General features: G+C 69.9%; 23 protein-coding genes and 4 pseudogenes. 14 read left to right on the top strand and 13 right to left on the bottom strand.

Translation table 11 applies throughout. The features are described 5' to 3' along the window. Positions 1–5 precede the first annotated feature (5 nt). From OG272_RS36490 to OG272_RS36470, 5 genes and pseudogenes are all read left to right on the top strand, one after another. Positions 6–1,274, top strand: coding sequence for an FAD-dependent oxidoreductase (locus OG272_RS36490; RefSeq protein ID WP_405895514.1), 1,269 nt, complete (start codon positions 6–8; stop codon positions 1,272–1,274). Positions 1,275–1,396: 122 nt separating this feature from the next. Next, positions 1,397–2,854, top strand: a complete 1,458-nt coding sequence (locus tag OG272_RS36485; RefSeq protein ID WP_405896114.1) for a rhodanese-like domain-containing protein — start codon at positions 1,397–1,399, stop codon at positions 2,852–2,854. A gap of 90 nt (positions 2,855–2,944) precedes the next feature. Continuing rightward, a complete protein-coding gene (locus OG272_RS36480) occupies positions 2,945–3,526 on the top strand; it encodes a rhodanese-like domain-containing protein (RefSeq protein ID WP_327727489.1) in 582 nt (193 codons plus the stop codon). Further along, positions 3,523–4,494, top strand: a complete 972-nt coding sequence (locus OG272_RS36475; RefSeq protein ID WP_405895513.1) for a sulfite exporter TauE/SafE family protein — start codon at positions 3,523–3,525, stop codon at positions 4,492–4,494. Before OG272_RS36480 ends, OG272_RS36475 begins: the two co-directional genes overlap by 4 nt. An 88-nt stretch (positions 4,495–4,582) precedes the next feature. Further along, a pseudogene (locus tag OG272_RS36470) lies at positions 4,583–4,850 on the top strand (metal-sensitive transcriptional regulator). A 35-nt stretch (positions 4,851–4,885) separates the two neighbouring features. Here the strand turns inward: OG272_RS36470 and OG272_RS36465 are convergent. Beyond that, a pseudogene (locus OG272_RS36465) lies at positions 4,886–5,197 on the bottom strand (redoxin domain-containing protein); the annotation flags it as partial. Positions 5,198–5,414: 217 nt separating this feature from the next. On the opposite strand from OG272_RS36465, the gene OG272_RS36460 reads away from it, so the two are divergent. Then, positions 5,415–5,708 carry a hypothetical protein gene (locus tag OG272_RS36460; protein ID WP_327727491.1) on the top strand — a complete coding sequence of 98 codons (294 nt, stop codon included), beginning with the start codon at positions 5,415–5,417 and terminating at the stop codon, positions 5,706–5,708. A gap of 17 nt (positions 5,709–5,725) precedes the next feature. On the opposite strand, the gene OG272_RS36455 is transcribed toward OG272_RS36460, so the two are convergent. From OG272_RS36455 to OG272_RS36435, 5 genes and pseudogenes are all read right to left on the bottom strand, one after another. Beyond that, positions 5,726–5,866: a hypothetical protein gene (locus tag OG272_RS36455; RefSeq protein ID WP_327727492.1), complete on the bottom strand. Its 141-nt coding sequence runs from the start codon at positions 5,864–5,866 to the stop codon at positions 5,726–5,728. Between the two features lie 98 nt (positions 5,867–5,964). Next, a pseudogene (locus OG272_RS36450) lies at positions 5,965–6,213 on the bottom strand (PIG-L deacetylase family protein); the annotation flags it as partial. A gap of 97 nt (positions 6,214–6,310) precedes the next feature. Continuing rightward, positions 6,311–6,784, bottom strand: coding sequence for a DsrE/DsrF/DrsH-like family protein (locus OG272_RS36445; RefSeq protein WP_327727494.1), 474 nt, complete (start codon positions 6,782–6,784; stop codon positions 6,311–6,313). A gap of 40 nt (positions 6,785–6,824) precedes the next feature. Further along, the gene (locus OG272_RS36440; protein WP_327727495.1) at positions 6,825–7,142 is read right to left on the bottom strand and encodes a TusE/DsrC/DsvC family sulfur relay protein; all 318 of its coding nucleotides are present in this window, start codon (positions 7,140–7,142) and stop codon (positions 6,825–6,827) included. Positions 7,143–7,158: 16 nt separating this feature from the next. Then, a complete protein-coding gene (locus OG272_RS36435; protein ID WP_405895512.1) occupies positions 7,159–8,400 on the bottom strand; it encodes an NAD(P)/FAD-dependent oxidoreductase in 1,242 nt (413 codons plus the stop codon). A gap of 277 nt (positions 8,401–8,677) precedes the next feature. Between OG272_RS36435 and OG272_RS36430 the strand changes: the two genes are divergently transcribed. The 3 genes from OG272_RS36430 to trxA are packed head-to-tail and all read left to right on the top strand — an operon-like array spanning position 8,678 to position 11,242. After that, positions 8,678–9,130, top strand: coding sequence for an OsmC family protein (locus OG272_RS36430; RefSeq protein WP_327727497.1), 453 nt, complete (start codon positions 8,678–8,680; stop codon positions 9,128–9,130). Next, the gene (locus OG272_RS36425) at positions 9,127–10,821 is read left to right on the top strand and encodes an aminotransferase class V-fold PLP-dependent enzyme (RefSeq protein WP_327727498.1); all 1,695 of its coding nucleotides are present in this window, start codon (positions 9,127–9,129) and stop codon (positions 10,819–10,821) included. Before OG272_RS36430 ends, OG272_RS36425 begins: the two co-directional genes overlap by 4 nt. 49 nt (positions 10,822–10,870) lie before the next feature. Further along, a complete protein-coding gene (gene trxA / locus OG272_RS36420; protein ID WP_405895511.1) occupies positions 10,871–11,242 on the top strand; it encodes a thioredoxin in 372 nt (123 codons plus the stop codon). Positions 11,243–11,290: 48 nt separating this feature from the next. Here trxA and OG272_RS36415 read toward each other — a convergent pair whose 3' ends face one another. Continuing rightward, entirely contained in the window at positions 11,291–11,878 is a 588-nt protein-coding gene (locus OG272_RS36415; protein WP_327727500.1) for a rhodanese-like domain-containing protein, read from the bottom strand. An 84-nt stretch (positions 11,879–11,962) separates the two neighbouring features. Here OG272_RS36415 and OG272_RS36410 point away from each other — a divergent pair, with 84 nt between their 5' ends. Further along, positions 11,963–12,250 (top strand): metal-sensitive transcriptional regulator, encoded by a 288-nt coding sequence (locus OG272_RS36410; RefSeq protein WP_266522632.1) that lies wholly within the window; start codon positions 11,963–11,965, stop codon positions 12,248–12,250. 21 nt (positions 12,251–12,271) lie between these two features. Here OG272_RS36410 and OG272_RS36405 read toward each other — a convergent pair whose 3' ends face one another. The 3 genes from OG272_RS36405 to OG272_RS36395 all read right to left on the bottom strand — a co-directional run bounded on the left by OG272_RS36405 (position 12,272) and on the right by OG272_RS36395 (position 14,843). Next, positions 12,272–13,018 (bottom strand): sulfite exporter TauE/SafE family protein, encoded by a 747-nt coding sequence (locus OG272_RS36405; RefSeq protein ID WP_327727501.1) that lies wholly within the window; start codon positions 13,016–13,018, stop codon positions 12,272–12,274. Then, positions 13,015–13,404, bottom strand: a complete 390-nt coding sequence (locus OG272_RS36400) for a rhodanese-like domain-containing protein (RefSeq protein ID WP_327727502.1) — start codon at positions 13,402–13,404, stop codon at positions 13,015–13,017. The genes OG272_RS36405 and OG272_RS36400 overlap by 4 nt, the downstream gene beginning before the upstream one ends. A gap of 71 nt (positions 13,405–13,475) precedes the next feature. Continuing rightward, positions 13,476–14,843 carry an MBL fold metallo-hydrolase gene (locus OG272_RS36395; RefSeq protein ID WP_327727503.1) on the bottom strand — a complete coding sequence of 456 codons (1,368 nt, stop codon included), beginning with the start codon at positions 14,841–14,843 and terminating at the stop codon, positions 13,476–13,478. 180 nt (positions 14,844–15,023) lie between these two features. Here OG272_RS36395 and OG272_RS36390 point away from each other — a divergent pair, with 180 nt between their 5' ends. Both OG272_RS36390 and OG272_RS36385 read left to right on the top strand, forming a co-directional pair. Continuing rightward, complete coding sequence (locus OG272_RS36390; protein ID WP_326576104.1) at positions 15,024–15,428, top strand: DUF302 domain-containing protein; 405 nt, start codon at positions 15,024–15,026, stop codon at positions 15,426–15,428. A gap of 719 nt (positions 15,429–16,147) precedes the next feature. After that, a pseudogene (locus tag OG272_RS36385) lies at positions 16,148–17,392 on the top strand (IS110 family transposase). A gap of 585 nt (positions 17,393–17,977) precedes the next feature. Here the strand turns inward: OG272_RS36385 and OG272_RS36380 are convergent. After that, positions 17,978–18,568: an isochorismatase family protein gene (locus OG272_RS36380; protein WP_327727504.1), complete on the bottom strand. Its 591-nt coding sequence runs from the start codon at positions 18,566–18,568 to the stop codon at positions 17,978–17,980. A 708-nt stretch (positions 18,569–19,276) separates the two neighbouring features. On the opposite strand from OG272_RS36380, the gene OG272_RS36375 reads away from it, so the two are divergent. Together OG272_RS36375 and OG272_RS36370 are read left to right on the top strand one after the other, a co-directional pair. After that, positions 19,277–21,502: a haloacid dehalogenase-like hydrolase gene (locus OG272_RS36375; RefSeq protein ID WP_328224169.1), complete on the top strand. Its 2,226-nt coding sequence runs from the start codon at positions 19,277–19,279 to the stop codon at positions 21,500–21,502. Positions 21,503–21,870: 368 nt separating this feature from the next. Then, positions 21,871–22,452 (top strand): hypothetical protein, encoded by a 582-nt coding sequence (locus tag OG272_RS36370; protein WP_327727506.1) that lies wholly within the window; start codon positions 21,871–21,873, stop codon positions 22,450–22,452. Positions 22,453–22,758: 306 nt separating this feature from the next. Here OG272_RS36370 and OG272_RS36365 read toward each other — a convergent pair whose 3' ends face one another. Both OG272_RS36365 and OG272_RS36360 read right to left on the bottom strand, forming a co-directional pair. Next, the gene (locus OG272_RS36365) at positions 22,759–23,550 is read right to left on the bottom strand and encodes a hypothetical protein (RefSeq protein WP_327727507.1); all 792 of its coding nucleotides are present in this window, start codon (positions 23,548–23,550) and stop codon (positions 22,759–22,761) included. Then, positions 23,547–24,104, bottom strand: a complete 558-nt coding sequence (locus OG272_RS36360) for an ABC transporter ATP-binding protein (protein ID WP_327732103.1) — start codon at positions 24,102–24,104, stop codon at positions 23,547–23,549. The genes OG272_RS36365 and OG272_RS36360 overlap by 4 nt, the downstream gene beginning before the upstream one ends. Positions 24,105–24,241: the final 137 nt, after the last annotated feature.

Below are 24,241 nucleotides of genomic sequence, written 5' to 3'. Positions count from 1 at the left end.
CCGCCTTGGCCACCACCCCCTCACCCTCCCCCAAACGCTCGGCTTCGCTCGCGCCCGGGGGGACCCCCATCACCCCGATCTCCGGCCGCCACCGCGTCGCCGTCGTCGGCGGCGGCAGCGCCGGCATCAGCGTCGCGGCCCGCCTGCGCCGCGCCGGCGTCAGCGACATCACGTTGATCGAACCGTCCGACACCCACTGGTACCAGCCGCTGTGGACCCTGGTCGGCGGCGGCCAGGCGCTCCTGCGCACGACCCGCCGCCCCGAAGCGTCCGTCATACCCGACGGCGTGCGCTGGATCCGCCGGCGCGCTCTGGCCGTCGACCCCGAAGCCCGCACGGTGACCCTGTCCGGCGGCGACGCACTCACCTACGAGTACCTGGTCATGGCGCCCGGACTCCAACTCGACTGGGACGGCGTGCCGGGCCTGGCCGAGGCGGTCGGCCACGACCGGGTGAGCAGCAACTACGCCCCCGAGTACGCCCCCCGCACCTGGGAACTGATCCGGCAGATGCGCTCGGGCACCGCGGTCTTCACCCACCCGGCGACACCCCTGAAGTGCGGCGGCGCCCCGCAGAAGATCGCCTACCTGGCCGCCGACCACTGGCGCAAGCAGAAGGTTCTTGACGACATCCGCGTCATCCTGGTCATCCCGGACCCGGCGATGTTCAAGGTGCCCGCCTGGTCACAGGTCCTGGAGAAGGTGGCCGCCCGGTACGGCATCGAGGTGCGGCTGCGCTCCGAGGCGACCGTCGTCGACGGCGACGACCGCACGGTGACAGTCACCAACCACGCGAACGGCACGAAGGAGACCATCGGCTACGACCTCCTGCACGTCGTACCGCCGCAGAGCGCACCCGACTGGATCAAGGCGAGTCCGCTCGCCGATCCCGCGAGCCCGCAGGGCTTCGTCGCCGCGGACAAGCACACGCTCCAACACCCGCACCACGACAACGTCTTCGCCCTCGGCGACGTGGCGAACCTGCCCACCTCCAAGACCGGCGCAGCCGTGCGCAAGCAGGCCCCGGTCGTGGCCTCCAACCTGCTCGACGTCATGAACGGCCGATCCCCGTCGCACCGGTACGACGGCTACACGTCCTGCCCTCTGGTGACCGCCCGCGACCGGATACTGCTCGCCGAGTTCGACTACGACCTGAATCCCACCCCCAGCTTCCCGCTGCTCGACCCCTTCAAGGAGCGGCGCACGATGTGGCTGTTCAAGCGGTACGGGCTGCCGCCGGTGTACTGGCACGGCATGCTCACCGGCCGCCTCTGACCGGTCGGCCCGGGCATCCCCCGACCCGGGCCGGCCACCACCCCCCTTCGACAAGGGCGGACCAGACCCGTCTGTATACCCCCTGGGGTATGCACCCCTTCCGGTACGGAGGTCACCCGAAGATGTTCTTCGCCCAGTACTACCTCGACTGCCTCTCCCAGGCGTCCTACATGATCGCCGACGAGACCACCGGCCGGGCCGTCGTCATCGACCCCCGCCGCGACGTCTCCGAATACCTCGCCGACGCCGCCGAGCACGGCTTCACCGTCGAGGCGGTCGTCAACACCCATTTCCACGCCGACTTCCTCGCCGGCCACCTGGAGCTGGCCGACCGCACCGGCGCCTGGATCGGCTACGGGCAGCGTGCCGAGGCCGAATACCCCATCCACAAGCTGACCGACGGCGAACGCATTACCCTCGGCGACGTCACACTCCAGATCCTCGAAACTCCCGGCCACACCCCGGAGTCGATCAGCGTCCTGGTGTACGAGCACGCCGGCGACGCCGTCCCCTACGGCGTCCTGACAGGTGACGCGCTGTTCATCGGCGACGTCGGCCGGCCCGACCTGCTCGCCTCGATCGGTGTGACCGCCGACGAACTCGGCAGGATGCTCTACGACACCGTCCAGCACAAGCTGATGGACCTCCCGGATGCCGTGCGGGTCTTCCCCGCCCACGGCGCCGGATCGGCCTGCGGCAAGAACCTCTCCACCCAGCGCCAGTCCACCATCGGCGAGCAGCGCGCCACCAACTACGCGTGTCGGCCCATGAGCGAGGAGAGGTTCGTCGAGCTGGTCACCGAGGGCCAGCCGTCCGCGCCCGCCTACTTCGTCTACGACGCCATCCTCAACCGCAAGGAGCACGGTCTGTTCGACGCGGCCGCCGCGCCCCGGCCGCTGTCCGTCGAGGAGTTCATGCGGCGGCGCGCGGCGGGGGCGGTCGTCATCGACGCCCGCTCGCCGCAGGACTTCGCGCCCGGGTATCTGCGCGGCTCGGTCAACGTGCCCGCGGACGGCCGCTTCGCCGAGCAGGCCGGCATGGTCGTCGCCCCCGAGCAGGAGGTCGTCGTCATCGCTCCGCAGGACCGAGAGGAGGAGGTCGTCACCCGGCTGGCCCGCATCGGCTTCGACAAGGTGGGCGGCTACCTGCGCGAGCCCGAGGGCGCCTTCCCCACGCTGGCCGACGAGATGGAACAGGCCAGCCGCCTGACCGCCGACGAACTGCGTCGCCTGCTCGACGGGGACGAACCCCCGCTGGTCCTGGACGTACGCAACACGGGCGAGCGCGAAGAGGGCTTCATCGAGGGCTCGCTGCACATCCCGCTGGCCGAACTCACCCGCCGTATCGACGAGATCCCCGCCAGCCGTCCCCTGGTCGCCCACTGCGCGGGCGGCCACCGCTCCTCGATCGCCGTCAGCCTGCTGCGCCACCAGGGCCGCACCGACGTCTCCGACCTGCTCGGCGGCTACGGCGCCTGGCTCGCCCTGCCCTCCCCCACGCTCGGCTTCTCCCCCACGCTCGGCTTCGCTCGAGCGGGATGCACCCCCACCCCGGGCGGACCCCGGTCGGCCGACGTCTGATCCACCACACACCGCGCGGCGGCCGAAACCGTCGGCCGCCGCCCGCTCCCCCTCACAGGAAGAACACTTCACAGACAGCAAGGACCCCCGATGGCCGTCCACGCCCACAAACCACGACTCGATCCCGCGACCCTGCGCGACCTGACGCAGGACGGGGAGGGCCCGCGCCTGCTGGACGTACGTACGCCCGGCGAGTTCCGCACCGCCCACATCCCCGGCTCCTACAACGTGCCCCTCGACACCCTGCGCGAGCACCGCGCCGAACTGCTGCACCACCTCGACGAGGACGTCATACTCATCTGCCGCTCCGGCGCCCGCGCCGCCCAGGCCGAACAGGCCCTCGCCGAAGCCGGACTGCCCAACCTGCGCGTCCTCGACGGCGGCGTCATGGCGTGGGAGACCACCGGGGGCCCGCTCACCCGGGGCCCCGAACGCTGGGACCTGGAGCGACAGGTGCGCCTGGTCGCCGGGACCATCGTGCTGATCACCGGCACCGCGGGCCTGTTCCTGCCCGGACTGCACCTGATCGGCACCGCCGTCGGCGCCGGACTGACCGTCGCCGCACTCACCAACACCTGCGCCATGGGCATGCTGCTGGCGAAGCTGCCCCACAACCGCGGCCCGCGCACCGACCTCGACACCGTCGTCGCCGCCCTGCGGGATTCGTCGTGATCGCCGTCATCGTCGCCGCGTCCCTGCTCATCGGCGTCAGCCTCGGCATCCTGGGCGGCGGCGGCTCCATCCTGACCGTGCCCATCCTCGTCTACCTGGCCGGAATGGAGACCAAGGAGGCCATCGCCACCTCGCTGTTCGTCGTCGGCGTCACCAGCGCCGCCGGAGTGGTCTCGCACGCCCGCGCCGGACGCGTCCGCTGGCGCACCGGTCTGCTGTTCGGCCTGGCCGGAATGACCGGCGCCTACGCGGGCGGACGACTGGCCGCGTTCATCCCCGGCACCGTCCTGCTGCTCGCATTCGCCCTCATGATGATCGCCACCGCCGTCGCCATGATCCGCGGCCTTCGCGGGGCGCCCAAGAAGGTCCACCACGAACTCCCCGTCCTCCACGTCCTGCTGGACGGCATCGTGGTGGGACTGGTCACCGGCCTGGTCGGCGCGGGCGGCGGCTTCCTGGTCGTCCCCGCGCTCGCACTGCTCGGCGGGCTGCCGATGACCGTCGCCGTCGGCACCTCGCTGCTGGTCATCTCCATGAAGTCCTTCGCCGGGCTGGCCGGTTACCTCGCCGGCATGCACATCGACTGGGGGTTCGCCGCCCTCGTGACGGCAACCGCCGTCGTCGGCAGCGTGATCGGCGGTCTCCTCGCCGGGCGCATCCCACAGGACGCGCTGCGCAAGTCCTTCGGCTGGTTCGTCGCCGTCATGGGTGTCTTCGTCCTGAGCCAGCAGATCAGTTCCGATCTACGCCACACCCTGCTGACCAGTCCGTGGACCTGGGCCTCCGTGGCCGCGGCATCAGGCGTCGCGTTCAGCTGGTACATGCTGCGCAACGCCGAGCGAACACGGAGCCTGACGAACGACGTATCGGCCCCGTCCATCGAGGAAAACGCACCGGCGGTCCACCACCCCACAGGTGAGCACACCGTCCATAGCAGCGGCACCGCGCCATCGCCGCACGACGTGTAGCGGCGCCTCCCGAACCTCCGACGAACCCGACCCCTGGAGGTGTCCGGTGACGGACGAGACAGAAACCGTGAGAGATGTCGTGAACCTCGTGAACGAGGAAACGGACTCGTGGGCCGAGGTGCTCAACCGGCTCCGGCAGGCCCAGGGACAGCTGGCCGCGGTCATCACCATGATCGAGGCGGAGCGGGACCGCAAGGACGTCGTCACCCAGCCGGCCGCGGTCTCCCACGCCCTGGACCGGGCCGGCTTCAATATTGGCGGGCGGCATTCGCCAGTGCCTGACCGAACGGCAACGGGGACACAACCCTGCGCTGAGCGAGGCCGAACTGGAGAAGCTGTTCCTGACCCTCGCCTGACCACCCGGACGCCATACCTCAGGGGATACGTCCACGGAATTGCCGAGCAGGGCGGTGTTGCGGGCGGCGAACTCGTCGGCGAGTTCGGTGAAGGCAACGAACCCGGCGGTGCACACCGGCGTGAAGTCCGCCGGGTGGCTGAAGAGCACCAGCCACCGGCCGGAGTAGTCGGTGAGCCGGACGGGGCCGTGGGTCGATTCGGCCTCGAAGTCCGGCGCCCTGTCGCCGATGAGAGGCAGACTGGTGTACTCGGCGGGGTCGGCCGGTCGGAGACGGTCTCGGAGGATCCCTCCCGGACGATCACGGGTTCGGATACTCCCCAGGGTATTTTCACGCCCCTGGACCATGAAGGACCGCACGGCCTGACGTTCACCCCCATCGGCCCTTGCGCCTGTTGTCCGACGAGACCCTCCCCGCATCGCAGGGGTGCACCCAGCGCGGGGACGGGGGCAGGGGAGGAACAATTCCGCCTCGCATCACGCTGCTCCCTATACCCCTCGGGGTATACGAGTCACAGAGGCGCCCGGGGACGGTGACCGGACCCGGCGAAGGAGCGTGAAACCGATGGCGACAGCAGGACATGACGGACCTGCCCAGACGACCGAGGACACATGTCTTGTGACGACCTGCGGGCGCAGGATCGCTGTGCGGTGTCTGCGGCTCGCTCCCGCGGACCGTCCCATCACCCGGGTCACCCTGGACGTGGGCCAGGACCAGGGCGGCGAGCCGGGAGTGTGGGCGGCGCTGACCGCCGACGAGGCCCGCGACCTGGCTCGTCTGCTCCTCGTGCACGCCGGCCTGGCCGAGCGCGGCACCGCGGCCCTCGGGCCGCCACGGAAGAGCGGCCCTTCCTTCTGACTCCGGCGTCGGACACGTCACTCCAGGACCCGCAGGTACTCGCGGTCGCCGAGGAGTTCCAGACGGCGCCAGAGCACCGGGTTGTCGGACGACTGGCTGGCATGACAGGCGATGGCACGGTACTGCCGCTCCCGCGGCACCGACTCGGCACTCGGCACTCGGCCGGATCACGCCCGGTCAAGGACGTGCCGAACCCGGTGGCCAGTTGGTGGTCCCGGTGTCCGGTGACACCCTCTGGGTCGAACACGAGGAGGTGGCTGGAGCGCCGCTCGCCGATCAGACGGGCCGTCTCCGAGGCCGGCCGATGCCGCGGGACGTCAGTGAGACCGCCGTCCGGGTGACCGGCCGGTTCCACCCGCGCGACGCCCAGTTCCCGTGCGGCACAGGCGAGTTCGCCCGCACGGACGGTACACAGGTCGCCGGGCCTGCCGTGCAGGGTGAACGCCTCACCATGGGTGAAGCAGAGCACCGCCGTGGGCACGCCGACATCGGACAGCAGGGCCATCAGTCCGCCCAGCCCGAACGACTCGTGGTCGGGATGGGCGACCACCGCGAGCAGGGGCCGCACTCCGCCCGGTAGGCCGGGTACGGTACCGGCCATCTCAGGTGTAGATGATCTGGCCACCGGCCGCGTGTTCGTAGAACTCGCCGACCGTGATGATGTCCTGGACCTGCTCGACCAGATCGTCCTTGTCGAGGTCGAAGAGGTCCACGGACGCCTTGCAGGCGTAAATGCCCGCGCCAGTGTCGGCGATCATCTCGATGAACTCGGGGATCGGCGGGATGTCGAGCTTGTCCATCTTGCGTTCCATGTACCGGGTGACCAGGTCGGGTACACCGGGCATGCCGCCCAGCAGGGTTGGCAGGTGCAGGCCGGGGTTGCCGACGGTGGCCAGCTTGATGTGCTCCCAGCGCTTCTTCGTGATGGCGTCGAGGCCGAAGAAGGTGAAGAACAGGTCGGCCTCGATGCCTTCGGCGCGGGCGCCGTTGGCCATGATCAGGGCCGGGTAGATCCCTTCCAGGGATCCCTTGGAGACGATGATCGAGACCTTTTTGATCGTTGCGGTGTCGGCCATGACGGCACGCTCCTCGATGGCAGGGACGATGGCGGAGATATCAGATGCAGCCGCGCGGCTTGGGAATGCCGGCGATCTTCGCCGCGGTCTTGGCGGGACCCTTGGGGAAGAGCTGGTACAGCTCCTTGACGCTCACCCCGGACGTCTTGCCGAGGACGCGGACCGTAGGGCCGGTGCCCTTGGCGGCGTACTGCTCGCGCATGAAGCGGATGACCGTCCAGTGCCGGTCGGTCAGCTCCTCGATGCCGCTCTCGCGGGCGATCTGCTCGGCCATCGGCTCGGTCCACTGCGCGGGGTCGGTGAAGAAGCCCTCGTCGTCGACGGGGACGGCGCTCTCGCCGTAGGTGACTGTGGGCATGGCTGCTCTCCTTCGTTCAGGTGTGGACGTGTCGCTTGCCACGCTCGGGCATCGCCGAGCCGATACCGGGCATCTCCCGGCCCGGCAGCAGGCTGTGCCAGTACAGCCACTCGAAGGCGAGCTTGCCGAGGTGGCTGGCGTGCGACTCCTTCAGCAGCGGCAGGCCGACGGGGCCCGGGAAGTGGCCGGGCAGCGGCTCGGTCTCGTAGTTGAAGTCGATGAGCAGCGCCTTGTGGAAGCCCGTCTCGACGAAACAGTTGGCATGCCCGTCGAAAGAGGCGTCCAGCGGCTGCCCGGCGAGGAAGCGGCCGATGTTGTGCACCAGCACCTCGCCCTCGAAGTGGGCCACCGAACCGGCCTTGGAAGCGGGCAGGCCCGCCGCGTCACCGATCGCGAACACCTCGGAGAAATCCGGGTGTTGAAGGGTGTGGGGGTCGACGGGGACGAAGCCCAGCTCGTCACCGAGGCCCGGGGAGCGCCCGACGTACTCGGCGCCTCCGTGCAGCGGCACGACCACGGCAAGGTCGAAGGGCACCTCGCGTTCGTCGTACGACACCAGTCGGCCGCCTTCGCCGTCGACCTCTCCGAGCGTGAACTCGGTGACCAGGTCGATACCCTTGTCCGCCAGCAGTCCGGCCAGCGCGTTGGCCGCGACCGGCTTGGTGAAGGCACCGTCCAGCGGGGTGGCGTAGGTCAGTTGGACCTTGTCGCGGATACCGCACCGCTGGAAGTACCAGTCGGCGAGGAAGGCGAACTCAAGTGGCGCCACGGGGCACTTGACCGGCAGGTCCGCCACGTCGATCGCGACACGGCCGCCGTCGAAGCGCTCAAGGGCATGGTGCACGCCGACGGCGCCGGGCAGGTCGTAGAAGGTGAAGACGCTCTCGCCCCAGCCGGGACCGGTCAGCCCCTCGGTCTCCTCCGGCAGCAGCGTCGCGCCGGTGGCGACGACAAGGACGTCGTAGCCCAGCCGGATGCCGCCGCCGAGATGCACCGTCCGCGCATCCAGGTCGACCCGCTCGATCCGCGCCATCTTGTAGTCGATGTCGGCGTTCAGCTGCCGCGGACGGGACCGGACGAGGTGGTGCGGCTGGGCCAGCCCGAACGGCACGAACAGCAACCCCGGCTGGTAGAGGTGGTCGTCGTCCTGATCGACGACCGTGATCCGGTACTCGCCCTCGTCGTACGTGCGGCGCAGGCGGTTGGCCGTCATGGTGCCGGCGGTTCCACCGCCGAGAATCACGATGTGTTTGCCCATGTCCCCACTGTCGTGCGGGAGATGAGGGCGGGGCATGGGCCGCAGGTCCCTATTCGAGTACCCACCCGGATATGTCTTCGACCCACTCCATCGACCCCTGCGGCCCCCTCGCCCGCCGCGAACCCCCTGGTAAAATACCTGGCAGGGTATATCGCTACGCCAGCTCCCACGAGGGCCGAACGGCCCCCGGCGCACCCCGTCGGCCTCTCGATTCGTCGCACGGTGCGCGGTCGACTGGAATCCGTCAGCAGTCGACACCGGCGAGAAGGGCCCCGCCATGACCGGCAGCACACCACACACCCTGAGCACGAACCGGCCGCAGTCCATGGACGTGCACAGTTTCCAGGTCGCCCACGTCGAGCGGGATGCCTACACCGTGGACATCCGCGGGCACCGTCTCCAGGTCGACCAGCCCATCGAGGCCGGCGGTACGGACACCGCGCCCACCCCCACCGAGCTGTTCGCCGCGTCCCTGGCCACTTGCGTCGCCTTCTACGCGGGCCGCTATCTCCACCGGCACGGCCTCAGCCGGACAGGACTGCGCGTCCGTACGGAATTCACCATGGCCACCGACCGCCCCGCCCGGGTCGCCTCCCTGCGCGTCGTGGTCATCCCGCCGCCGGGGCTGCCCGAGCAGCGCCGGGCGGCCCTGCTTGCCGTGGCCTCGCACTGCACGGTGCACAACACCCTCCATCAGCCGCCCGAGATCGAGATCGAGCTGGAGCCATGAGCACGTCTCCGGCGCCGACCGCGTCGGCCCTGCTGGAGCGCATCCGGGGCGGGCTCATCGGGGACGACGAGGTGCTGGACGGCCCGTACGGCCCGAAGCGGATCGTCTACGCGGACTACACCGCCTCCGGCCGCTCGCTGGACTTCATCGAGGACTTCGTCCGCGAGCAGGTGCTGCCCCGCTACGGCAACACGCACACGGAGAGCTCCAGCACCGGTTTGCAGACGACCCGACTGCGCGAGGACGCCCGCCGGATCATCCGCGACGCGGTCGGCGGCACCGACGACGACCTCGTGATCTTCTGTGGTTCGGGCTCCACCGCGGCAGTCAACAAGCTGGTCGGCATCCTGGAGCTGCGCCGCCCGGAGAAGCCGCCCGAGGCCGAGCGCCCGGTGGTCTTCGTCGGGCCGTACGAGCACCACTCCAACGAACTGCCCTGGCGTGAGTCGATCGCCGACGTCGTGGTCATCGACGACGACCCTGACGGCCACATCGATCTCGCCGGGCTCGAAACAGCCTTGCGGCGGTACGCCGACCGGCCGCTGCGCATCGGCAGCTTCTCCGCCGCCTCCAACGTCACCGGCATCCTCACCGACACCGACCGCATCACTGGACTGCTGCACGCGTACGGCGCCCTGTCGTTCTGGGACTACGCGGCCGCGGCACCGTACATTCCGCTCCGGATGGCGGAGAGCGCTCCGGGCGCCAGGGACCACAAGGACGCGCTGTTCCTGTCCCCGCACAAGTTCGTCGGCGGCCCGCAGACCCCGGGTGTCCTCGTCGTCCGCAGTGAACTGGTCCGCAACAAGGTGCCCACCGCGCCCGGCGGCGGAACCGTCGCTTTCGTCGACCCGCTCCGCCACCGTTACCTGGACGACCCGGTCGCCCGCGAGGAGGGCGGCACCCCGGCCATCGTGGAATCCATCCGCGCGGGACTGGTCTTCGCCCTCAAGCAGGCCGTCGGCACCGACTCCATCCAGGCAGCCGAGGAGCGCCACTGGCGGCACGCCCTCGCGCGCTGGGACACCAACCCGCGGATCGAGATCCTCGGTAACCACCACGCCCGCCGCCTGTCCATCATCTCGTTCCGCATCCGCCACGGCGACCATGCCAACCTGCACCACAACTTCGTCGTCGCCCTGCTCAACGACCTGTTCGGCGTCCAGGCCCGCGGCGGCTGCTCCTGCGCGGGCCCCTACGGCCACCGCCTGCTCGCCATCGACACGGCCACCTCCCACGCCTTGCTCGACGAGGTCGTCCACGGCTGCGACGGCATCAAACCTGGTTGGACCCGCATCAACTTCAACTACTTCATCAGCGACACCGTCCGCGACTACCTCATCGACACCGTCGACCTGATCGCCACGCACGGCCACCGGCTCTTGCCCGACTACCGCTTCGACCCGCACACCGGGCAGTGGCGCCACCAGGCCGGTGCCGGCGATCCGCCGCTGCGCCTGGCCGACGTGCACTACGCGGCGGACGGTCGACTCAGCGCCCCGGCACCCCGTCATCGTCGGCTGGGCGAGGAGGCCCTGGCAGGTCAACTCGACCGCGCCCGCGAGGCGTTCGCCGCTCGTTCCGGCCGTCTCGACGACGGCCCCACCGGGCTGCCGACCGACTTCGAGCGCATGCGCTGGTTCCCGCTGCCACCCGTATGCCTGGAACAAATCCGGACCGGCACCGGTTGAACCGTGTACCCGAATACCCCGCCGGGTATGTGAGAGGAGACCGGAAGCCATGCCCACCGTGGAATTGACCAAGGACAACTTCGAGGAAACCGTCACCGGTTCGGAGATCGTGCTGATCGACTTCTGGGCGGCCTGGTGCGGACCGTGCCGGATGTTCGGCCCCGTCTACGAGAAGGCGGCCGCGCGCCACCCGGACATCGTCTTCGGCAAGGTCGACACCGAGGCACAGCCCGAACTGGCGGGCGCCTTCCAGATCTCCTCCATCCCCACACTCATGGCCGTCCGCGACCGGACCGTCCTGTACTCACAACCGGGCGCGCTGCCGCCGCAGTCCCTGGAAGACCTCATCGGCAGGATCCGGGCCGTCGACATGGAGGACGTGCGCCGGAAGGCCGCCGCGGGCTCGACGGGAGCGAACTGACGTCCGGGGCCACCCATGGAGTCTCCACGGGCGCCCCGGAACGCGGGTTCAGCGGCTGCGCAGAGCGGCCAGCGTGGCGTCGAGATCGACCGCGCGCGGGCGGTTGTGCGGCAGCTTGCCGAGCACGACCGCCATGCCGCAGGTGTTCGTGAGGGCGGAGAAGACCAGGCCGCCCGCGACGCCGGCCGAGAGGAGCTGGAGGGCCGGGTGCACGAGCAGGCCGAGCAGGAGGCCGAGCAGGACCAGGCTGCCGGCGGTGAAGCGGACCTGGCGTTCCATGCTCCAGCCGGCCCGCGTGTCGCAGGCGGCCGGTGTGTGCAGGTCGTGCCCCTCGGCGGCCCAGGCGCCGGTGCCGCCCGCGAGCGTGGCCGTGGTGATGCCCTGCTCGGCCAGCAGCTTGCAGGCGTTCTCGGAACGGGCTCCGGAGGCGCACACCACCAGGACGTCACCGCGTCCGGCGGCGTGCCGTATCTCCGGCAGGGCGCGGCGGACGTGGTCGAGCGGAATGTTCAGGGCGCCGGGCAGGTGGCCGGAGGCGTACTCGGCGGGCGTGCGCACGTCGATGACGGTGAGTTCGTGCAGCCGGGTGCGGGCCTGCTCGGTGGCGAGGGTGACGGGGGCGGAGGTGTTGGTCATGACAGATGTGATCCTTAATGGTCGACGCCGTCCCGAACCGGGACGTACAGTACCCCTAGGGGTATATTTTTTTGAGGAGTGGTCGTGGAACTGGAGCTTGAGGGTGCGGACCTGAAGTCCGTGCTGAACCGGCTGCGCCGTGCGCAGGGTCAGATCTCCGGTGTGATCCGGATGATCGAGGAGGGGCGTGACTGCGAGGACGTCGTCACGCAGCTCGCCGCGGCCTCCCGCGCGCTCGACCGGGCCGGTTTCGCGATCATCGCGACCGGCATGCAGCAGTGCATGACCGACATCGAATCCGGCCGCAAGAACGGCGAGGACGCCCAGCAGATGCGCACCCGCCTGGAGAAGCTGTTCCTGTCACTGGCATGAGAACTCTCGCCACGGCGGCCGTCACAGCGCCGCGTCGATCAGCATGAAGGCCGCCACCGCCAGCAGCACCAGCGCGAAGATCCGCTGCAGCGAGTGTCCCGAGATCTTCGCGGCCAGCCGCTTCCCGTCCCACGCACCGAGGATCGCGGCCCCGACGAACGGCCCGACGACCGCCCAGTCCAGCCTCTCGACCGTGCCGGCGCGCGTCGCCAGCGCGGCCAGCGAGTTGACGGTGATGACCAGCAGGCTGGTACCCACCGCGTTCCGCATCCGCAGGCCCAGCACGCTCACCAGCGCCGGTACGGCGAGGAAGCCACCGCCGACACCGAGCACACCGGTGACCGCGCCGAGCCCGCCACCGGCGACCGCCACCCGACCCGGCCGCACCGTCACGGCACCGTCCCCAGCCGGCCGGGACCGCAGGATACGCAGGGCGGCGACTCCCGCGACCACGGCGAAGGCCGCCGTCAGTACGGCCGCCGGGATACGGGTGGAGAGCGCACCGCCCAGCATCGCCGGGCCGATCCCGGCTGCCGAGAACAGCAGTCCCGTACACCAGCGGACGCTGCCGTCACGGGCGTGCGCGACCAGCGCGGTGACCGAGGTGAGCGTGACGATGACCAGACTCGCGGTCGTCGCCCCGACCGGACTGAAGCCGAGCAGGTAGATCAGGGCGGGAACGGCCAGCACACTGCCACCGCCCCCGAGCGCGCCGAGCGCCAGGCCGATCACCGCGCCGGCGGCCAGGGCGAGTATGACCGCGCTCACGCGACGGTGCCGTTCCCACCGCGTGCGTCCACCACCGGCAGACCCGCCCCCGCCCGGTCCCCCATCCCCCCGATCACGTCCACGGCCCGCGCGCCCCGGGCGACCAGCAGTTCCGCGGCCCGCCGGGACCGGTTGCCCGAGCGGCAGATCACGACCAGAGGCCGCGCCTGCGCCTCGGCGGGCAGCCCCGCCCCGGCGGCCGGCGCGGACAACGGCAGATGCGCGGCGCGCGGCGCATGCCCCGCCTGCCACTCGTACGGCTCGCGCACATCCAGCAGCACGGCGTCACCGCCGCTGTCGACGGCGCCGCCGTGGCCGGTGCGCGCGGCCGCCTCCTGCACGGTCACGCGACCCGGACCGCCCCGGTCTCGTCGGAGATTGCTCATGTCGGTGTCCCGCTCCTGTTTCCATGTCGTCGGTGAAGATCGGTGGGGTGTCTGCGGCGCGTCCGATGCCGTCAGGAGGTCCGGACGGTGAGTCCCGCCTTCTCGGCCGCGTCGAAGGAGTCGTCCACCGCGGCAACGGCACGACCGGCGGCATCCAGCAGCGAGGCGGCGACGGCAGCCCGCATGCCGCCCGCGCAGTGCACCCACACCTCACCGTCAGGAACCTCCCCGAGGCGGCGGTGCAGCGCGTGGACCGGGATGTGGACCGAGCCCTCGATGTATCCCGCCGCCCGCTCCGAGCCGCGCCGGACGTCGAGGACGACGACACCCTCCGCCGGGTGCCGGCCGGCGAGATCGGCGAACGTGGCGCGCGGGAAGGAAGCCTTGGCCTCCCCCTCCCGGACCCAGTCGCCGGGTTCGCCGGTGGCCGCGGCAGCGGGGCGGTCGATGCCCACGCGGACCAGCTCGCGCTGGGCGGTGGCGAGTTGCTCGGGTGACTCGGCGAGCAGCGTGACCGGCTTGCCCCACGGGATCAGCCAGGCGAGATAGGTGGCGAGCCGGCCTTCGGCCTCGAAGTTGAACGAGCCGGACACATGCCCCGCGGCGAACGCGATGCGGTTGCGCAGGTCCACCACCCACTCCCCCGCCGCCAGCCGGGCTGCGATCTCCTCGGCGTCGGCGACGGCGGGCGGCGTCAGATCGACGGGCGCGGGTCCGGCCGCATTGGCAGGGCCCATGTGCGTGTAGTAGGAGGGGATGTCGTCGAGGCCGGCCAGCAGGTCGGCGACGAAAGTGTCGATGTCCCTGGTGAGGGCTTCGTTGGACGCCTTCTCCTTGCCGATGGTCGTGTCGCTGCCCTCCGCCTGGGAGGACGAACAGAAGCTGCCGAATCCGTGCGTGGGCAGCACGGCCGTGTCGTCGGGCAGCTCGGTGGCCAGGCGGTGCGCGGAGGCGTGCTGGGCGCGGGCCAGCTGCTCCGTCAGCCGCGGTTCGACCAGGTCCGGACGGCCCACCGTGCCGATCAGCAGCGAGCCGCCGGTGAACACCGCGACCGCCGTGCCGTTCTCCTCCAGTGCATAGGAGGTGTGGTGCGGGGTGTGACCGGGGGTCGCCACGGCGCGCAGGGTCAGGCCCGCGTCCGAGTCGATCTCCGCGCGGTCGCCGTCGTGCACTGGTACACGCTCGAAGGAGACCCTGGCCCCGGCAGGGACGAGATAAGCCGCACCCGTGATCCGGGCCAGCTCCGGGCCGCCGGTGACGTAGTCGTTGTGGACGTGCGTCTCGACGACGTGCGAGATCCGCACCCCGCGCCGGGCGGCCACCGCGATCACCTGATCCACGTCACGGGGCGGGTCGACCGCCACCGCCGTCCGCTCGCCACCCGCCAGGTAACTGCGGTTGCCGAGCCCGGCCACCTCGATCGTGTCGACGAAGAACACGAGGTACTCCCTTCCAATGAAGAATTACCCCAGGGGGTATGCTTACGACCGTAACACGAGTACCCCGGGGGGTATTTTCGAGCGCAGGGAAAGCCCCGGGAAACACCTCACGAGTACCTCGCACACGGCCGGACACCCGGTCCACGCCACGCGAGCCGACACGAAAGCAGGACCACTGCCATGCGCTACGACCGCACCGTGCACCTCGACACCGACTTCGCCACCACAGTCAGCCGCGTCCGCAAGGCCCTCGCCGAGCAGGGCTTCGGCGTCCTCACCGAGATCGACGTCACCGCCACCCTCAAGGCCAAGCTCGACCACGACATGGAGGACTACGTCATCCTCGGCGCCTGCAATCCGCCCCTCGCCCACCGCGCCCTGGAGACCGACCGCACCATCGGCCTGCTGCTGCCCTGCAACGTCGTCGTCCGCCGAGACGGAGACCGCACCGCCGTACAGGCCCTCAACCCGAACACGATGGTCGCACTGACCGAACTGGATGCCCTGCGCCCGGTCGCAGAGGAGGCCACCCGACGCCTCGACGCCGCCCTCGCCTCCCTCACCGCAGCCGACGCGGACAGCTGACGGCGGACCACGGCGCCATCCTTTGTGGCCCGGTCGGGCCGCGCTCCCGGTTCCAACATGCGTGCGACGAGGTAGCAGCACGCCCCGTCGCCGGCAAGGTGCGGCAGGCCCCCGGAACCGGAGTCCTCGCCCCGTGCCGACGGCCCCGGTCCACGCGACCCGGGCCGGAGAGGTCCGCGAGGTTGAGACTTCTGATATTCGAGCGTCATCCGAGCGTCAGAACTCTGGATCCGCATCGCCTCATCACCCGTGAGACCCGCGCCAGCCCTTGAGTTGCAGCTCAGACCGTTCTGCACAAGCGAACCTCAGCAAAACAACAGGTCAGCGACGCCGATGAGTGCGCGCCATGTTCATCTTGCGCACTTCGGAAAACAGGTTGAGCACACCCAAGCCCCGCCCGAGCAACTAGGAAAACAGCAGGTCAGCGACTCAGCGCACCTTGGGTGCGCGCCGGGGGCGTGGTAAATGCCGTGGCGCGCGCCGGGGGTGCTTCTGTCTGCCCTGACGTGGGCTGATGGGGTACGGGACGCTGAGTTGGTTCGTTCCGGCCGAAACCGATGCCTCTGTGATGCCGGTGAGCTCGCAGGTCAGCGTGGTGCTGGGGACCGCCCACGGGAACCGTGGAGTGTTGCTGCGCAGCACGTGCGTCAGAATCCTGATTCGCCCTGGTCCTCCCGGAACGGCGCACCCGGCTGTCCGGCGAGGGAGGGAGCAAGGCCGTGGACGTGCTGCACGAACGCTGCGCCGGCCTCGACATCAGCAAGAAGGACGCCAAGGCGTGTGCCCGCACCCCGAGTCCCAAGCGGCGGGGATCCTTCACGAGCGAGACCACGACACGGGGGTCGACGACGAATGCGGTCCTGGCCCTGCGGGATCACCTGCTTGCCGCGCGGGTGACGCTGGTGGTCATCGAGGCGACCTCGGACTACTGGAAGCCCTTCTACTACCTGCTGGCCGAGGACTTGAACGTGATCCTGGTCAACGCGCGGCAGGTGAAGAACCTGCCCGGACGCAAGACGGACGTCTCGGACGCGGCCTGGCTGGCCCAGCTCGGCGCCCACGGCCCGGGTGAGGCCCTCCTTCGTGCCGCCCGAGCCGGTCCGTGAACTACGGGACCTGACCCGGGCCCGGACCACCGCCACCCGTGAACGCGGCCGGGTGGTCCAGCGACTGGAGAAGCTGCTGGAGGACACCGGCATCAAACTCTCCGCGGTCGCCTCCGACATCATGGGTGTCTCCGGCCGGGCCATGCTCGAAGCCCTCATCGCCGGGGAACATGATCCGCAACTCCTCGCGGAGCCGGCCAAGCGCAGGCTCCGCAACAAGATCCCCGAACTGACCGAGGCCCTGACCGGGCGCTTCCGTGAGCATCACGCGTTCCTGGCCCGCCTGCATCTGGATCAGTACGACCAGCTCACCGCCATGATCGGGCAACTGGACAAGCGGATCGAGGAGGCGATGGCCCCCTTTCGAGGCGCCCTGGACCTGCTCGACACCATCCCCGGGATCAACCGGGCGGTCGCCGAAGTGATCATCGCTGAGACCAGCGGGGACATGAGCCGGCTCGCCTCGGCCCGTCACCTCGCCTCCTGGGCCGGGGTCTGCCCCGGCCACCACGAGTCCGCCGGCCGCACCAAGACGACCAAGGTGCGGCCGGCAATCCGTATCTCAAAGGCGACCTCGGCCTCGCGGCGTTCGGCGCGGTGAGAACCAAGGACACCTACCTGCAGGCCCGCTACAAACGGCTGTCCGCCCGCCGCGGCCCGCTCAGGGCCCTGGTCGCCGTCGAGCACTCGATCATCACCGCGATCTGGCACATGCTCACCGACAACGTCCCCTACCACGAACTCGGCGGCACCTACTTCACCCAACGCGACCCCGAACGCGCCACCCGCCGGGCCATCAACCAGCTCAACCAGCTCGGCTACACCGTCACCCTCAACCCGAGGGAGAACACAGCCTGACCGACAGGGCCGGACACCCGGCGGCCGATCGCGACCACCGGGCACCCAGCCCTGCCCACACCCACCCTGAACAGGTTCTATTTACGCGTCAGAGCGCCTTTGAAGCCGGTTCGAGAATCGCCACACACTCCACGTGCGAGGTCATCGGAAAGATGTCGGCTTCAGCAGAGTCCGGAAAGGTGCAGGTCAGAGCCCATTTCGCGGCCCGCCGTACCGCCTGCAGGCGCCCGGAGCGTCAAACGAGCGTCATGGCCAACAGCCCATCCCCCCTTCTGCGGAGACAGGCCAGGCTGCCCCAACTCGTTCACGGCAGTTCTCCCGAATGGCCCGGCCGACCTGGACACGGGACGGCTCAGCACCGGCCCCGGAAGCGTCCGGGCGCCGCGCCCTTCCCCTCCAACTCGCCCTTGCCACCGAAGAGGGCCTGCGGTGCCCAGCCATGCAGGCAGCTCTGTTCGGCTTGGCCGGCGGCGCCCGCGCCGGGGTGATGTTGATCAACGGGCCTACCAGCAGCCACGCCAGGACCGTTATGCGGACCGGTGCGCCTGTTGCGGGCAGGCCCCGCGGCGAAGGCGGCCGTGGTTCTCAGGCGAGGACGACTGGCTTGCCGCTCAGCACCACACCGGCTTGGCGTAGCTCATTGATCGCGGTGCTGGTGGTGTCGGCGGCAACGCCGGCGGTGTAGTCGAGCAGGACCCGGACGGCGAAGCCCGCTCGCACCCCGTCGAGCGCGGTGGCCTTCACACAGTGGTCGGTAGCAATGCCGACGACATCAAGGTCACTGATGTGGCGGGCACGCAGCCAGTCGGCCAGCGACGTGCCGTCCTGGGCCGAGCCCTCGAAACCGCTCTTCGAGGCGGAGTACGCCCCCTTGTAGAACAGCTCGTCCACGCCGCCAGAGGTGACGGCGGGCGCGAAGTCCGGATGGAACTCGCCTCCCTCGCTGCCGACGACGCAGTGCTCGGGAAAAGAGCTCTGGAAGTCCGGGTGCTCGGAGAAGTGGGCCCCCGGGTCGATGTGGTGGTCACGGGTGGCGACGACGTGCGCGTACCTTCCATCGGCGCGCCGCACCAGGTCGGCGATGGCCACGGCCCTGCCCGCGCCGCCCTTCACCGGAATGCTGCCGCCCTCGCAGAAGTCCTTCTGCACATCAACAATGATCAATGCACGGCGCACGGAGACCCTTTCCCTCGGAAGAACCCATTGCCCGTATGGTCGCTCCCTCCGTCGGTGTGCTGACGCAGCACTCGCCAGCACTCACCCGATAGGGGCCACTTGATGAAAGGGTCCAGCTGCGGGCCGAGGACCTGGCACAGCCCATGCGGTTGTCCGCCGTCCGGTGCATCGGGTCGATCGGCCAGCCTTGGAACCAAGCGGTCGTCAGCCGGACAGCCCGCAGAGTCGACTGCGGCTGGACCGCAATCGCAGAGCTCGCTCGCTCGCTGGGGGCCTGGGTAGCCGAACCCGAACCCTATGGGGTGAGCTGGCTGGCCGGTATTTACTGGGCGTTACGGTCAACGACTACCTGGCCTTGCGCATTGGTACGGTCGGTGTCCATGCCACTCTCGGCTACGTGGATGCGGTCGAAGGCACCGAGATCACCGCTCAGGAGTGGTCCTCGCCCCTCGTGAAAGCAGCGGTCGAAGCAGGTCTGGTCTCCGTCGTGCGAACTAGAAGCGGCGGCGGCCTCGTGGCCGTAGCCAGAGGATCCGTTCATGGCCACTCGCCGCCGCTTACCGCCCAGGTGGTGGAGTACGCGTGCGGGCAGGTGTCCGATTTGGGAGCGGCCGCTGCTCTGGGGCAGCGCGGACGGCGCTGTCTTCCATCGGGTGACAGGCCGGGGAATCGGCGTTGATGCGGTGGCGGACCCGCGAGGCTCGGGGCATGCGTATCGCGGTGCTGGATGTGGACGGGACTTTGATCGCCGGCACGCTGGCCGGCCCACTGCCGGGAATGCTGGCCGAGGCCGGGCTCGTTCCCCGGGACCGGCTGGCGCGGCTGCGCCGTGCGCAGACGGATTCGGATGCGGAGGATGTGCAGGCGGCGGCGCGGTTGCATGAGTTGTTCGCCGCGATGCTGACCGATGTGCCGTGCGGGGCGGTGTCGACGGCGATGGCCGATCTGTGGCAGCGGCAACGCGAGCGGCTGTTCGACTTCACCAGGCCGCTGATCACGGCGTTGAAGGAGACCGGCTGTGTGCCGGTGCTGATCTCGGGCGGCCCGCAGGAGATGGTGGCCCATCTTGCCGGTGAGCTGGGCGTGCCCCTCTTCCGCGGCACCCGGTTCGAGACGGCTGACGGGCTGTACACCGGACGCGTGGCCGCCACGGTCTGCGGCGGGAAGGACGCGGCCGCTCAGGATCTGGTGGGCGAGGAGCGCATCGACTGGCCGGCTTCACTGGCGGTGGGCAACTCGCTGGGGGACGTATCGTCGCTGAGCCAGGTCGGCCGACCAGTGGTCTTCGAGCCGACGCCCGCGCTCAGGCTGCTGGCCCGCCACCGCTCCTGGCCCGTGTGTGACCGCACCAGCCTGCTCACTCACCTGCGCGACCAAGCCGCCCTGCCCGTGCCCCCGCCGCGCCCGGCCCGCGATCTGCCGTCGACTCGCCCCACAGTGCCGGCGACGTCGGTGGCCAGTGTGGTCCGGCGGCTGACCGAGCGGCTGCTGGACCAGGTGGGCGGACAGGGAGCCGTCACGGGCGAATGCCGCAGCCGGGTCACCGAGTCGGCCCTGATGCTGACCCTGCTGCGTCGGGCGAAGACCCTGCCCGGGGTGCAGAGCCGGCTGCACACCTACCTGTCGCGCAGCCGCACGGCCGCCGACGCCTTCGACACGTCGGTCATCGACGCCACCCTGCACGGCATCGCGCCGGCGGACCGGCATCGGCTGATCGAGGAGACCTTTGCCGGCGCCGCCCAGCACTCCTCCGACCGAAAGAAGCTCGCCCTGGAGGCGATCCTCGCCGTCGTGGGACCCGAACCCTTCCACGTCGACGCCCCCTCCCACGCGTTCGAGCACCACAACGAGGCCACCTGGACCCGCCTGCGGCAGATCGCCCTCCACCACCTGCACGTACCCGACCCCGTCGCCCCGGAACTCACCACCCGTCTGCTGAAGATGACCGAACGCGGCCAGGCCCGCGGGATCATCGAAGGAAACGTGTTCGCGCACCTGTTCGCGCTGCTGTCGCTGCAGCGGATGGCGCCCGGCCACCGGGTCATCGACGACGGCATCACCGCGCTGGCCAGAGCCGTCCGCGACGACGGCGGCATGCCCTTCATCACCAGCGAGGAGACCTTCTCCACCGCCACCGCCGGCCTCGCCCTGGTCCGCGCCGGCGCCGACCGGCACGTGCTGTACGCGATGGGCGACTACCTGACAGCCCAGCAGGCCGGCAATGGCGGCTTCGCCTACGCCCAGGACGTCGTCCAGACCGACACCGACAGCACCGCCCACGTCCTGGCCTTCCTGCACACCCTCGATCCCGAGCGATACCGGGCCCCTCTTCACGCCGCCCGGCAGAACCTGACCAGGCACCTGGGTGAGGACGGCGGGGTACCCACCTACCGGCCTGGCCAGCCCTCCGAGCCGACCATGACCGCCAACACCATCACCGCCCTGCAGCCCTACCACTTCGCCCACGCCCACCTGCTGGAACGCGCAACCCGCTACCTCCTCGACACGCAGAAACCCGACGGCACGTTCGAACGCAGCTGGAGCCTGAGCGAAGCCAACGCCATGCTCCGCGCCCTGAACGCCCTCACCCTCGCCCACCAGCACAATCCCGCAGGCCATCGTGGGCGCCTTGCGCCGGCCATCGACTCCATCCACCAGCGCCTGCTCGTCACCCCCAACCCGGACGGCGGCTGGGGCCGGACCCCCGGCGAGGCCAGCGACCCGATGAGCACCGCCTACACCCTCACCGCGCTTGCCCCCACCCACCGCACCCACCCCACCGTTCAGGCGGGCCTGCACCACCTGCTCAGCCGGCAAAACCCTGACGGCGGCTACACCTCCGTCTCCGACCAGGCAGCCCCCCGCCCCCTGCGCTACACCATCCCCGTCCTCACCGACATCTTCGTCCTCCTCGCCCTCACCCACTACGCCTGAGTCGGCAAACGGGGCCTGGACCGACACCAGGGAGAGCGTCAACACGGCTCTCCGACAGTCCACTCCTGAGGGTGGCCATCAGGGAGGGACAGGTACCCCTTTTCCGCCGTTCTGCCTGGCCTCCAGGTTACAGAGGAACCGTTTCCGCCGCTTTTGCCCCGCGTGGCAGTCCCGTGCGGTGACACTGGCCCGCTGGATAAACGCGTCAACGTGGAATGACGGGTCTGCCTCCCCGTCGCCTACCGCCGCGCGGCGGCCCGCGCTGTCCTGGGGCGGTGCCGAGGGCTTGAACGCCCGGCACGGTCAGCGGGGATGGGTGCCCCGGTGGCCCAGGCGGGACAGGATCTCCAGCAGGTGAAGGGACACGCGTGTCGAACGAGCTCAAGTACGGCGACCGGATCCATCTGCAGAACGGCTACAACAACTGGCAGGGCGGCTACCTCGACACCAACGGCCACGCCAGCAACAGCGGGGCCAAGTACGAGGTGTCCACCACGGACACCCCCAACCGTGGCACGGGCACGGGCACCTGGGAGGTGCTCTCCGCCGCCGGGAAGGCCGCCGGCGCCGCGGTCGTCACCGGTGACCTGATCTACCTGCGCAACCTCTACGGCGGCGACGGCGGCTTCCTCGACACCAACAACCACGCCACCACCGACCAGAAGAACGCCGGCGGCAAGTACGACGTCTCCACCTCCCAGGACAGGGACCGGGCGGAAGGCACCGGCCGCTGGCGGATCTTCGCCCAGACCTCCAGCCCTCTCGACCAGAGCGTCCGCGTCGGCGACACCGTCCACCTGTTCAACACCTACGACGACAACGGAGGCTTCCTGGAGACCAACCACAACAGCACCGCCTCGGGCGGCAAGTACGACGTGTGCACCAACGGCTACTACAACCGCAGCAACTCCACCGTCGCCGACTGGAAGATCCACAAGGCTCCTGGCTGACCAGCCCGACGCCCCGCCCCGGGCTCACACCGCCCGGGGCGGGGCGTCAATGCCGCGGGGAGGGAGTGCCCCTGCACCTGGTGCCCCTCGGCGCCGAGCTGCGGGGGCAGAGGGATCCGCAAGGACTGCACCTACGGCACCGTGCTGGTCGACGTCGAGGCACCGCTCCCTGGGCTCCTTCTGCGACTCCCTGCTGGCCCAAGTCCGCCCAAGCGACACCGACGCCGCCACCGGCAACCCTGCTCACACCGCTGATTGGACAGTCCTCGGGCCAAGCAGAGTCCCGCAGGACCATCCGCACCGTGATCACCCTGCATGGGCTCTCGTCCTGCGGAACCACGGGGAGCGGGAAGGGCGGTGCGTGTGGAGGACGAGCAGCGCAAGGGCGCCGGTCGCTGCGGACCAGGTGAGGGAGAGCAGGCCGTGGGACCAGGGGATGTGCGGGGTGAGGGCTGAGCTCAGCGCCAGCTGGTTCACGCCGTACAGAGGAAGCGCGGCCACGCCTGCCACATCCATGAGTGTGTTGAACACGGGGTTCTGCAGTCCGGTGTCGACCAGGCTGAGCATGATGATGAGGAAGAAGCCCTCCAGCTCGCCGCGGACCAGAGAACCGAGCAGAAGGCCGATGCCGCCGTAGGCGAGGCCGGCACCCACAAGGGCCAGCGCCAGGGGTGCTGTGTGGCGTACGGGCAGGGAGATCCACAGCAGGATCGTGGTGTAGAGGGCCAGCAGGGCGGTGGTGAGGGCGACGGCAGCGAGTTTGGCCAGCAGCATCGGCAGCCGGGGGTACCCGGCCAGCAGCAGACGGCGGTCCACCTCCCGCGATTGGAAGGTCTCGGTGAAGGCGATGAAGCCGGCGACCATGGTGATGGCGCCCAGCGCGCTGGCCACCTGGCCCACCTGGCTGGCCGGAGCGGAGACGTGGCCGCTGATGGCGTCCAGCCGGATACGCACCACTTGGTCGGAGGTGCACAAGCGCGCCACGAAAATCCAGATGGGGATGAACGCAACCGCCAGAACCAGGGCCAGCCGGTTGCGCAGGTGGCCCCGAAGAGTGCAGCGCAGCAGTTCGGTAAATGCCGTCCAGGAGAGCCTCAACGGTCGGTCTCCTCGTAGTGCAGACGCCCCTGGCGCAGATGAGCGATCGCGTCGAAGTGGTGCAGGTCGTGCAGCAGGTGCGAAACCACGATGATCGACCGGCCCTGATCACGCAGATCGGCGGCCAGGGCCCAGAACCGCTGATGAGTGTCCCAGTCGAAACCCTGGTAGGGCTCGTCCAGGACCAGCAACTGCGGTTCGTGCATGAGAGCGATCAGGAGGTTCAGCTTCTGCCGCGTTCCGCCACTGAGTTCGCCGACCTGCCGACGCCGGCAACCGGTCAGCGCCAGCAGCTCCATCAGCTCGCCGGCGCGCGCCAGCGTCGGCAGCCGGTAGGCCATCTGGAACAACCGCAGATGCTGTCCGACGGTGAACGCATCGTTCAGTACAGCCTGTTGTGGGCAGTACCCGACCGCCCCGGTCCTTGTCACCGTTCCGCGGTCGGGCGCAAGGTGTCCCACGGCGATCTGCAGCAGAGTGCTCTTGCCCGTGCCGTTCTCGCCGACGACCCCCACCAGCATCCCGGCAGACACGTCGAGATCCACATCGCGCAGGACCTGCCTGCCTCCGTACGCCTTGCAGACTCCGCTGATCCGCAGCCGCGGCCGATGTGACCGGTGGCGCGTCGTCACTGCCTGCACATGAACCCCTCGAAAGATCGGACAGGAGGAGCGAGCCGACCCGGAGCCCG

This window comes from Streptomyces sp. NBC_00104 (assembly GCF_045160825.1).
Taxonomy (GTDB): Bacteria; Actinomycetota; Actinomycetes; order Streptomycetales; family Streptomycetaceae; genus Streptomyces.
The sequence above is the reverse complement of the archived record's forward strand: the minus strand, read 5'-3'. Positions and strand labels throughout refer to the sequence as shown.

What these genes read in the sequence shown, in the direction of transcription:
- trxA (WP_405895511.1), top strand. Translation starts at nt 10,871, where the DNA reads ATGCCCACCGTGGAATTGACCAAGGACAACTTCGAGGAAACCGTCACC.
- OG272_RS36415 (WP_327727500.1), bottom strand. Translation starts at nt 11,878, where the DNA reads ATGACCAACACCTCCGCCCCCGTCACCCTCGCCACCGAGCAGGCCCGC.
- OG272_RS36435 (WP_405895512.1), bottom strand. Translation starts at nt 8,400, where the DNA reads ATGGGCAAACACATCGTGATTCTCGGCGGTGGAACCGCCGGCACCATG.
- OG272_RS36390 (WP_326576104.1), top strand. Translation starts at nt 15,024, where the DNA reads ATGCGCTACGACCGCACCGTGCACCTCGACACCGACTTCGCCACCACA.
- OG272_RS36430 (WP_327727497.1), top strand. Translation starts at nt 8,678, where the DNA reads ATGACCGGCAGCACACCACACACCCTGAGCACGAACCGGCCGCAGTCC.
- OG272_RS36440 (WP_327727495.1), bottom strand. Translation starts at nt 7,142, where the DNA reads ATGCCCACAGTCACCTACGGCGAGAGCGCCGTCCCCGTCGACGACGAG.
- OG272_RS36425 (WP_327727498.1), top strand. Translation starts at nt 9,127, where the DNA reads ATGAGCACGTCTCCGGCGCCGACCGCGTCGGCCCTGCTGGAGCGCATC.
- OG272_RS36485 (WP_405896114.1), top strand. Translation starts at nt 1,397, where the DNA reads ATGTTCTTCGCCCAGTACTACCTCGACTGCCTCTCCCAGGCGTCCTAC.
- OG272_RS36375 (WP_328224169.1), top strand. Translation starts at nt 19,277, where the DNA reads ATGCGTATCGCGGTGCTGGATGTGGACGGGACTTTGATCGCCGGCACG.
- OG272_RS36460 (WP_327727491.1), top strand. Translation starts at nt 5,415, where the DNA reads ATGGCGACAGCAGGACATGACGGACCTGCCCAGACGACCGAGGACACA.
- OG272_RS36445 (WP_327727494.1), bottom strand. Translation starts at nt 6,784, where the DNA reads ATGGCCGACACCGCAACGATCAAAAAGGTCTCGATCATCGTCTCCAAG.
- OG272_RS36400 (WP_327727502.1), bottom strand. Translation starts at nt 13,404, where the DNA reads ATGAGCAATCTCCGACGAGACCGGGGCGGTCCGGGTCGCGTGACCGTG.
- OG272_RS36480 (WP_327727489.1), top strand. Translation starts at nt 2,945, where the DNA reads ATGGCCGTCCACGCCCACAAACCACGACTCGATCCCGCGACCCTGCGC.